Source organism: Paraburkholderia tropica (assembly GCF_914484835.1).
GTDB classification, from domain to species: domain Bacteria; phylum Pseudomonadota; class Gammaproteobacteria; order Burkholderiales; family Burkholderiaceae; genus Paraburkholderia; species Paraburkholderia tropica_A.
Genome location: NZ_CAJZAR010000089.1, coordinates 86890 through 93174 on the forward strand (window position 1 = coordinate 86890; position 6285 = coordinate 93174).

At 55.9% G+C, this 6285-nt stretch carries 15 protein-coding genes; all 15 read right to left on the reverse strand.

Annotated features, from left to right (window positions below; genetic code table 11):
- Positions 1-46: 46 nt before the first annotated feature.
- The 15 genes from LDO54_RS33095 to LDO54_RS33165 all read right to left on the reverse strand — a co-directional run bounded on the left by LDO54_RS33095 (position 47) and on the right by LDO54_RS33165 (position 6063).
- Positions 47-220, reverse strand: coding sequence for a hypothetical protein (locus LDO54_RS33095; protein ID WP_224016175.1), 174 nt, complete (start codon positions 218-220; stop codon positions 47-49).
- Between the two features lie 42 nt (positions 221-262).
- A complete protein-coding gene (locus LDO54_RS33100; protein ID WP_224016177.1) occupies positions 263-478 on the reverse strand; it encodes a hypothetical protein in 216 nt (71 codons plus the stop codon).
- Between the two features lie 77 nt (positions 479-555).
- Positions 556-1092 (reverse strand): site-2 protease family protein, encoded by a 537-nt coding sequence (locus tag LDO54_RS33105; RefSeq protein WP_224016180.1) that lies wholly within the window; start codon positions 1090-1092, stop codon positions 556-558.
- A gap of 201 nt (positions 1093-1293) precedes the next feature.
- On the reverse strand, positions 1294-1638 hold the full coding sequence (locus LDO54_RS33110) for a hypothetical protein (RefSeq protein ID WP_224016182.1): 345 nt from the start codon (positions 1636-1638) through the stop codon (positions 1294-1296).
- A 229-nt stretch (positions 1639-1867) separates the two neighbouring features.
- Entirely contained in the window at positions 1868-2407 is a 540-nt protein-coding gene (locus tag LDO54_RS33115; RefSeq protein ID WP_224016184.1) for a hypothetical protein, read from the reverse strand.
- A 25-nt stretch (positions 2408-2432) separates the two neighbouring features.
- Complete coding sequence (locus LDO54_RS33120; protein ID WP_224016187.1) at positions 2433-2687, reverse strand: hypothetical protein; 255 nt, start codon at positions 2685-2687, stop codon at positions 2433-2435.
- Between the two features lie 21 nt (positions 2688-2708).
- On the reverse strand, positions 2709-3332 hold the full coding sequence (locus LDO54_RS33125) for a hypothetical protein (protein WP_224016189.1): 624 nt from the start codon (positions 3330-3332) through the stop codon (positions 2709-2711).
- 22 nt (positions 3333-3354) lie between these two features.
- Positions 3355-3609: a hypothetical protein gene (locus tag LDO54_RS33130; protein ID WP_224016191.1), complete on the reverse strand. Its 255-nt coding sequence runs from the start codon at positions 3607-3609 to the stop codon at positions 3355-3357.
- Positions 3610-3632: 23 nt separating this feature from the next.
- Positions 3633-3899, reverse strand: coding sequence for a hypothetical protein (locus LDO54_RS33135; RefSeq protein ID WP_224016195.1), 267 nt, complete (start codon positions 3897-3899; stop codon positions 3633-3635).
- A 15-nt stretch (positions 3900-3914) separates the two neighbouring features.
- Positions 3915-4244 carry a hypothetical protein gene (locus LDO54_RS33140; RefSeq protein ID WP_224016198.1) on the reverse strand — a complete coding sequence of 110 codons (330 nt, stop codon included), beginning with the start codon at positions 4242-4244 and terminating at the stop codon, positions 3915-3917.
- Positions 4245-4257: 13 nt separating this feature from the next.
- A complete protein-coding gene (locus tag LDO54_RS33145; protein WP_224016203.1) occupies positions 4258-4431 on the reverse strand; it encodes a hypothetical protein in 174 nt (57 codons plus the stop codon).
- 20 nt (positions 4432-4451) lie between these two features.
- Positions 4452-4958: a hypothetical protein gene (locus LDO54_RS33150; RefSeq protein WP_224016206.1), complete on the reverse strand. Its 507-nt coding sequence runs from the start codon at positions 4956-4958 to the stop codon at positions 4452-4454.
- A gap of 25 nt (positions 4959-4983) precedes the next feature.
- Entirely contained in the window at positions 4984-5235 is a 252-nt protein-coding gene (locus tag LDO54_RS33155; protein ID WP_224016211.1) for a hypothetical protein, read from the reverse strand.
- A gap of 15 nt (positions 5236-5250) precedes the next feature.
- Positions 5251-5466 (reverse strand): hypothetical protein, encoded by a 216-nt coding sequence (locus tag LDO54_RS33160; RefSeq protein WP_224016214.1) that lies wholly within the window; start codon positions 5464-5466, stop codon positions 5251-5253.
- A 15-nt stretch (positions 5467-5481) separates the two neighbouring features.
- The gene (locus tag LDO54_RS33165; protein WP_224016218.1) at positions 5482-6063 is read right to left on the reverse strand and encodes a hypothetical protein; all 582 of its coding nucleotides are present in this window, start codon (positions 6061-6063) and stop codon (positions 5482-5484) included.
- Positions 6064-6285: the final 222 nt, after the last annotated feature.

The window sequence follows — 6285 nt, forward strand, 5'->3', positions numbered from 1 at the left end:
TTTCCTGTGTGGCCCGCGCATCGAGCGAGGGCGTTTTCCGTTGTGGTCACGCCGCTTCGAGAGCTTCGCGCGCCTCGACGCTCATTTGAAGCAATCCGGCATCAATTTCCGCGAGCCAGCGGTCGCGCATTGAAATCGCTTCGGACTGCGCCTGCGGGTTGCGTTCGTCTTTGATCGCCGCAACTACCTTCAGAACGGTTCCGATTTCAACTTTCACCATCACATCTCTCTCTTGGTTCGCGTTTGCGTTTTCCGGGTTAAGTCAAGGCTGTTCTTCAAGCCAGTGCTGAAAGATGACCATCGATCCATCCGTGGTGTCCACGGATTTAACGAGCAGATTGACCGTGCCATTGGCACCCTTATCATGCTCCGTTGCTGGGAACGGTATCGCATCAAATTTCGCGCGCTCACCGACTACGACGTACAGAAAGCCGTTCGCACCCAGCTTCAGCTCGTCATGACGTTTCTTCCGGCCCATAGTTCGTGGTTCTCCTCGACGCCGCGCGGGGCAGCGAATTTTCCTGTTCGGCCCGTGCATCGGGCGGCAGCGGTTTCCTATCTGTCAACGGTTTGGCGAGTCGGTGTTCCCCTCAACCGGTCAAATATCGCATGTCCATCAGGCGCGTACGGGAGCAGGTTTTCGGCATGCTGCGCCGCAATGAGCACCAATGTTAGTTTCCAATACCAACTCAGGGCACCTGCGGGCACTAACGCCCACATGACCGCGGCGAACAAAATCGCAGCAAAGGGGCCAGCCGCGTATGCGATTATCGCTTGCCATTTTCCTGCCGGAGGACCAGGAATATATAGATGTCCGGTGGTGGGCTTTAGTCCGATCTCGAAACGAAAACCGCTATTACGGAATAAAGTCACCACCGGACCATCGCCAACACGCATGCCAGTTGCCTTGACCCCAAAGACCCGATTGCCGACTAGGTGCCCAACTTCGTGACTGGCCAACCCTGCGTACCATACCGCCGGTACACCTGCGATCAACTGGACCTGCATTGCGTGTGGCAAATGTGCAAGCAGCCAGACCTTCCATCCGAAAATACTCCACCACTTCTCCGCGAACGAGATGACGAAGCACATAGTATTTTCCGTCTTCCGATCAATACTCGTTGAACATCGACCAAACGGCCATCGCAATGAACGGAATCGCGACCGCGATATATGGCTTGTCCCAGTGACCGTGAGATAGCGGCGGTGACGATAGCACTACGAGAACGATGCTTGCGAAGAAGCTGACGGCATTGAATACCCGATTCATGATGTCCCTTGTTTTCCGGTGTGTCAGCCAAGCAGCGATCCGACGATCAGCCCCGTACCGAAACCAGCCTTGTTGCGCTCGCTCTCAAGCTCATCCTTCAACCGTTTCACCTCGTCCCGAAGCGATTGATTTTCCACCGTCAAGGCTGCGTGTTCGGCCTCAAGAGCGCGGACCTGTTCCGAAAGCGTTTGCGGCGGCGCGTCATGCGGCAGCACGCCGTCTTTTATGTTCTGCGCGATTTTGAACAGTTCGGCCCGAGTAGGCAGGGGCGAAAGGTAGCCGTCTAGCGCCTTGTTCATTTCTGCCGATCCCGAAAACAACTCCCGCGCACGGGTAATGTCCTCAAAGTTGGCTTGTACGTTTTGCATGATGTTTTCCTATGCCGCCTTCGTTTTCAATTTGCGCTCGATTTGTCGCGCCCGCTGATACCAAAAGTCGGCTTGGTTTCTCAGCCGCTCCGAGAGTCGATCCGCATCTTCGCGCTCAAGCACTGTCTCACAGACAGACATTGCAAGGTGGTCGGCGGCTTCCGAGAGCATGTGTCCGCGCGCATCGGCCCGTTCAACTGAGATAGTCGCCATATCGTTTTCCGTGGTGTTACGCCATGTACAGGGGCCACACGTGTGCGCGAAGAATACGGCGCACATTTCCTCGCAACGTGGATGGCAGGCCCGGCTCGACCCGCTCCTTTACCAGCGCCGCTACACCTACAATGACCCATGCCAGATACAACGCGTGCGCCCACAGGGGCATGGCACACGCCACGATGCTCAGCAGCAACAAGAGTGCTATGAAGCATGACAGCGGATACCTGTCGGCGCGGGGCGGTATCAATTTATTCATCGTGCGTATTACCGTTTTCCTAGTCGGTCGCGACATACCGCGCCGCTTCAACTCGGCATCGATTGCCGCGAGTTGTCGCTTGTTCACTGCGCGCCACTCGGCGCTTGCCATCCATCCACGTGACCAAACTCGCTCTCGCCACGCTGACGAATCCCATGCGCCGACGCGCTGCACATTTTCCAAGCCGAACTGCGCCAGCGGTACGCGTCGGAAACGGTCGTTCCAGACCAACAGCCCGACGCCAAGCGCAACAATCGCTACGGCAAGGAGTGCGGCAAATACAGGCGTGGACATAAAACCAAAGTCCCTGTTTCCCTTGTCATTCGCCAGTCGTCGCGTAGAACGCTGCCTGCTCTGCTTGAGAAATGTCGTGCTGTTCGATCGCTTCGATCGCGGCCGCCGCAACTTTCACCATCTGATCCCGCAGATTGCCGCCCGCCCACGCATCGCCCAAGTGTTTCGTGATTTCAGCGATGCGATGTTCGGGGCTGCGGAGCAGCAGCACTCCGCCGTCGTGATTGCGGCGAGCGTTTCGCTCAGCTTCGAGTGATTCAAAAATTTTTTTGAGCGACATGGCGGGTTTCCCTCCAATTGTTCAGTGGCGAAGCCGACCAGCCTCTAGCGCAACACGCATCGCGCTCGCGCCATCTGCATCTTGAATGATCGCGTCTAGCTCAGCGCTGCCTGCTCGACGCTCGTTTGCTTCGTCGATCCTCACATACGTCATTTCCAAGGACTCTCGCATCGTGGCGATTAGTTGCCAGCCTTCAGCGACGACCTCGCCGGGAGACTTGCGCCCGTCAGGTTGGCTCCATCCTCCTTCGCGCCACATCGACATGAACGGCTGACTGACGCCACGACGGAGGAACCAGTAGCCGACGAAAGAAGGTTCGCCTTTGAGGGGATAGCCGTCGAACACCGGCGGCAAGTTGTCGAATTTCGGGTACGGCGATTTTTTGCCATACCATGCCGGATTGTAGGGAACTGAGACCGATAGCACCGTGAGTTCATGCATCGGCAGAAACGCTGCATAGGAAAGCGGCAGGCCCCCGGCCTCTCGCACGAATACCCCAAGGTCGCAGTCGAAATGGGTTCCGGCAGCTGCTAGATAGGCTTGCGCCGTGGCGTCGATAGGCTGGCCGTCCTTTCTCACCACAATCTGCACTTCCGTCCATTCCTCGGCCAGATACCGCTTCGATGCCACAGCGACTTCTCCCATGATTTTCCTGTTTTCCGTTGAGTCAGTGAGCAAAACGCGCGGCGATATCCAGGGCGACCGCAATAGCGCCGTAGAAGCCGACCAGTCCGAACGCCGAGATGCCGATCCATTGTTCGGGGCCAGGTTGAAGCTGGAACAGGTGAACGCCGACCTTTCCTGTTTTGCGCCAACTGTCCGCGTATGCCGCTTTTAGCGACTGCGCGGGCGAACAGAGGAACAACACCATTTGGAGCGTAAGCGTCAGCATCATTGCCGTCCCAAGCGCTTGCAAAATCATTTTCGATTCTCCTGTTTCCCGGGTCATTCAGATATGGCGTCACGCGTCCGCTTTACCCATGCGGTATACGCTTGATCCTGGGCGGCCGAGTGGTACTCATCCACGATGATCGCCTTCTTCGTTTCTAAGGCCGAGCGACGACCAATCAACTCTCGAATAGTGTCGTCCGCAGTTTTGCCATCGGGCGTGTATTGGACCGCCGGTCCAACGGAGCTAACGAACTCCGTAGGATGCTCAACCAGCAAAACATCGCCCGGTTGCGCGGGCTTAGGCATTGTCTTTTTGTTCATGCTGTTTTCCGATGGTTATTCTTTCGCTGAATTGTGTTTGTTCATGCCAGCGGAATCGGCGGCCAACTGCCTCATGTATTCCTCACCAGTGATCACCTCGAAGCTGTGATTCCCGCTTTCTTCGTTATCGTAGAATTCTCTAAGCGACTTAAGCAGAGGATCGTAAAACGTGGTTTCAAAAGTGTGGATGACCTCACCAGTCTCCCCTTCGGCAATCGGCGCGATACCGTCGTTCTGCGTGTGGATATCAGAGACGGCATCATGCATCTGCTGCACACCATCGCGATATGCCTGCGCCGATGCGCCTTGGTGAAACTCGTCTACGATGATCGTTTTCTTAGTCATGGTGGTTTCCAACTCAATAAAAGAGTAAGAGCAAGAACGGAAATCCGATAAAGCCCAAAGCGGCCCCAAGAGAGAAGTTCTTGAACGCCAGACGGGTCAGGCCACCAATGCACAGCAAGGCAATCAGCCAGTAGGGCGTGAGGTGCAGCGCACGGTCACAGGCAATCATGAAGTTCGATTGATCCATGTTATTTCCCCGTTTTCCCATCAATTCTTGCAACGCAGGACGGGCATAAGCGCCCCGTCAGCTCGTGGCGGTTGAGGACGATACTTGAGGCGCGCCTGGCCAGCCGTAGGAATGTCATACGCAGTCCCGTTGACGCAAACGGCCGGATTCCCCTTTTCGTCAACCCCCATATGCACGGCTGCGCTCTCCGGCACAGCGCCGGAGCCGCGAACGTACTCAACTCTCACCTGCGATGCCGTCGCTGCCTGCTGAGCCTTTACCGTCTCTCGCGTCGCGTAGATGGTCGTGACGGTATAGACGATGGTTGCAAGTGCAAGTACGGCTGTCAATGCGATCATCGCCGGTTGCTGACGGCCTTGGGCCTTTCCGTTCTTTTCGGCCTGGACGATCATTTGGTCCAAACGGTGAGAAAGCCCGTTCATTGCCTCGTTCGTTCGGTGCAGCATGGTTCTCTGATACAACTCAACGAGGCCCGGTTTGCTTGGCTCGTCACGCAGCAATTTTTCGAGACTGATCTGTTCCAACATTTCCCCCGAGAACTAATTTTTCGCGTTACGCCTTTCGGCGCGCGATCATGTCATACGCCCCGCGCAAATTCGACTCGGTGTTTGCGAGCTTGCGCATCAGGTCTCGCTTCTCATCAACGACCACAGCGAACGCTTCTTCGCTGCCCTCGATCTCGTTTGCCGCATTGAGCAACGCCTGTTGTACATCGGACGCCAGCTCACCGCTGTGCTGCTGCGCGTAGCGCCTCAGACGATCAGGCGTTTGTGACTTGAACTCAGGCGGTACTCGCGCGCTCATGACGTTTTCCGTTCCTTAGCTTGCCTTGATGATCTTGGTGATGCCCATTCCGGCAACGACTACTACGGCCACTAAAGCAGCCACGCCAAGCAGAGGCAAAGCGAAGGCCATCCCGAGGATAAGACTGCGCGCAAGATATTCGGAAACATTCACATGAAACAGGTACAAAGTAAAAAGCAGTGGCGGTTGTGCCAACAGAAGCACGCCGACAGCCATAGCAAGTTTTTTCATGGCTTTCCTAGTCCGTTATCTCTTGAGTACGCCCGCTTTTCGCAAGGCGACTCTGGCCCGCTCCGTCGCTTCCCGCTGTTTCTCTGAGCCGCCTTCTGTGCCGGGGTAGCTGGCGATCAACGCATCGCTATACGCCTTGATCGCTTCAAGGAGCAGCTTCCGTCCTACTTGGGCATCGTTAGTGGCTTGCACATAGCCGTCCCGATATGCGACCCAAAGATGGCCGGTCAGAGCGTCCTTGTAGTGCCCTTCAAATTGCGGCGATGGCTCAAGTGGCGGCAGCAACTTCTCGACCGCGTAAGGTTCGAAGCGAGCGCGAGCCCTTTGTTCAGTGCCCGTGTCTTCCTGTTCGCAGCGGTAGAGAATCACGTCGGTCATTTCCCCGGGAAGAACAGGTTCAAGAACGAACCTACCAAAGCATATGTGACGCCCATTGTGAAGCAGCACGATAAAACGATTTTCGCTGCAGAAAGAATGTGATGCATGGCGCGTTTTCCGATCAGTTAACAACGCTTCGTGCTCGATTGCCAGCGCCAATTTCTGTATGCCGCGAAGCAAACCAGCCCCGCCAAAAAAAGAGCAAGCAATGTCACCCATGCCCGCCACCAGGCCGCTCCCCCACTCTGGTAGTAGACGCTCGAATCTTGTTGGTGCGAACCCGTGAGGGCGTACCAGCCAAAATAGACGGCAACGAGCGCCAGAGCGGACAAAGCCAATGTCACTGCTTTCCGTAGAGTGCTAAAACGTTTCATGTGTGTTTTCCAGTGTGTTCAGCAATCCGTTGGCGGATCGAATGATCTCGCCTGAATGCATAATTCG

What these genes read in the sequence shown, in the direction of transcription:
- LDO54_RS33105 (WP_224016180.1), bottom strand. Translation starts at nt 1,092, where the DNA reads ATGTGCTTCGTCATCTCGTTCGCGGAGAAGTGGTGGAGTATTTTCGGA.
- LDO54_RS33140 (WP_224016198.1), bottom strand. Translation starts at nt 4,244, where the DNA reads ATGACTAAGAAAACGATCATCGTAGACGAGTTTCACCAAGGCGCATCG.
- LDO54_RS33100 (WP_224016177.1), bottom strand. Translation starts at nt 478, where the DNA reads ATGGGCCGGAAGAAACGTCATGACGAGCTGAAGCTGGGTGCGAACGGC.
- LDO54_RS33125 (WP_224016189.1), bottom strand. Translation starts at nt 3,332, where the DNA reads ATGGGAGAAGTCGCTGTGGCATCGAAGCGGTATCTGGCCGAGGAATGG.
- LDO54_RS33115 (WP_224016184.1), bottom strand. Translation starts at nt 2,407, where the DNA reads ATGTCCACGCCTGTATTTGCCGCACTCCTTGCCGTAGCGATTGTTGCG.
- LDO54_RS33130 (WP_224016191.1), bottom strand. Translation starts at nt 3,609, where the DNA reads ATGATTTTGCAAGCGCTTGGGACGGCAATGATGCTGACGCTTACGCTC.
- LDO54_RS33150 (WP_224016206.1), bottom strand. Translation starts at nt 4,958, where the DNA reads ATGTTGGAACAGATCAGTCTCGAAAAATTGCTGCGTGACGAGCCAAGC.
- LDO54_RS33155 (WP_224016211.1), bottom strand. Translation starts at nt 5,235, where the DNA reads ATGAGCGCGCGAGTACCGCCTGAGTTCAAGTCACAAACGCCTGATCGT.
- LDO54_RS33160 (WP_224016214.1), bottom strand. Translation starts at nt 5,466, where the DNA reads ATGAAAAAACTTGCTATGGCTGTCGGCGTGCTTCTGTTGGCACAACCG.
- LDO54_RS33095 (WP_224016175.1), bottom strand. Translation starts at nt 220, where the DNA reads ATGGTGAAAGTTGAAATCGGAACCGTTCTGAAGGTAGTTGCGGCGATC.
- LDO54_RS33120 (WP_224016187.1), bottom strand. Translation starts at nt 2,687, where the DNA reads ATGTCGCTCAAAAAAATTTTTGAATCACTCGAAGCTGAGCGAAACGCT.
- LDO54_RS33165 (WP_224016218.1), bottom strand. Translation starts at nt 6,063, where the DNA reads ATGGGTGACATTGCTTGCTCTTTTTTTGGCGGGGCTGGTTTGCTTCGC.
- LDO54_RS33145 (WP_224016203.1), bottom strand. Translation starts at nt 4,431, where the DNA reads ATGGATCAATCGAACTTCATGATTGCCTGTGACCGTGCGCTGCACCTC.
- LDO54_RS33135 (WP_224016195.1), bottom strand. Translation starts at nt 3,899, where the DNA reads ATGAACAAAAAGACAATGCCTAAGCCCGCGCAACCGGGCGATGTTTTG.
- LDO54_RS33110 (WP_224016182.1), bottom strand. Translation starts at nt 1,638, where the DNA reads ATGCAAAACGTACAAGCCAACTTTGAGGACATTACCCGTGCGCGGGAG.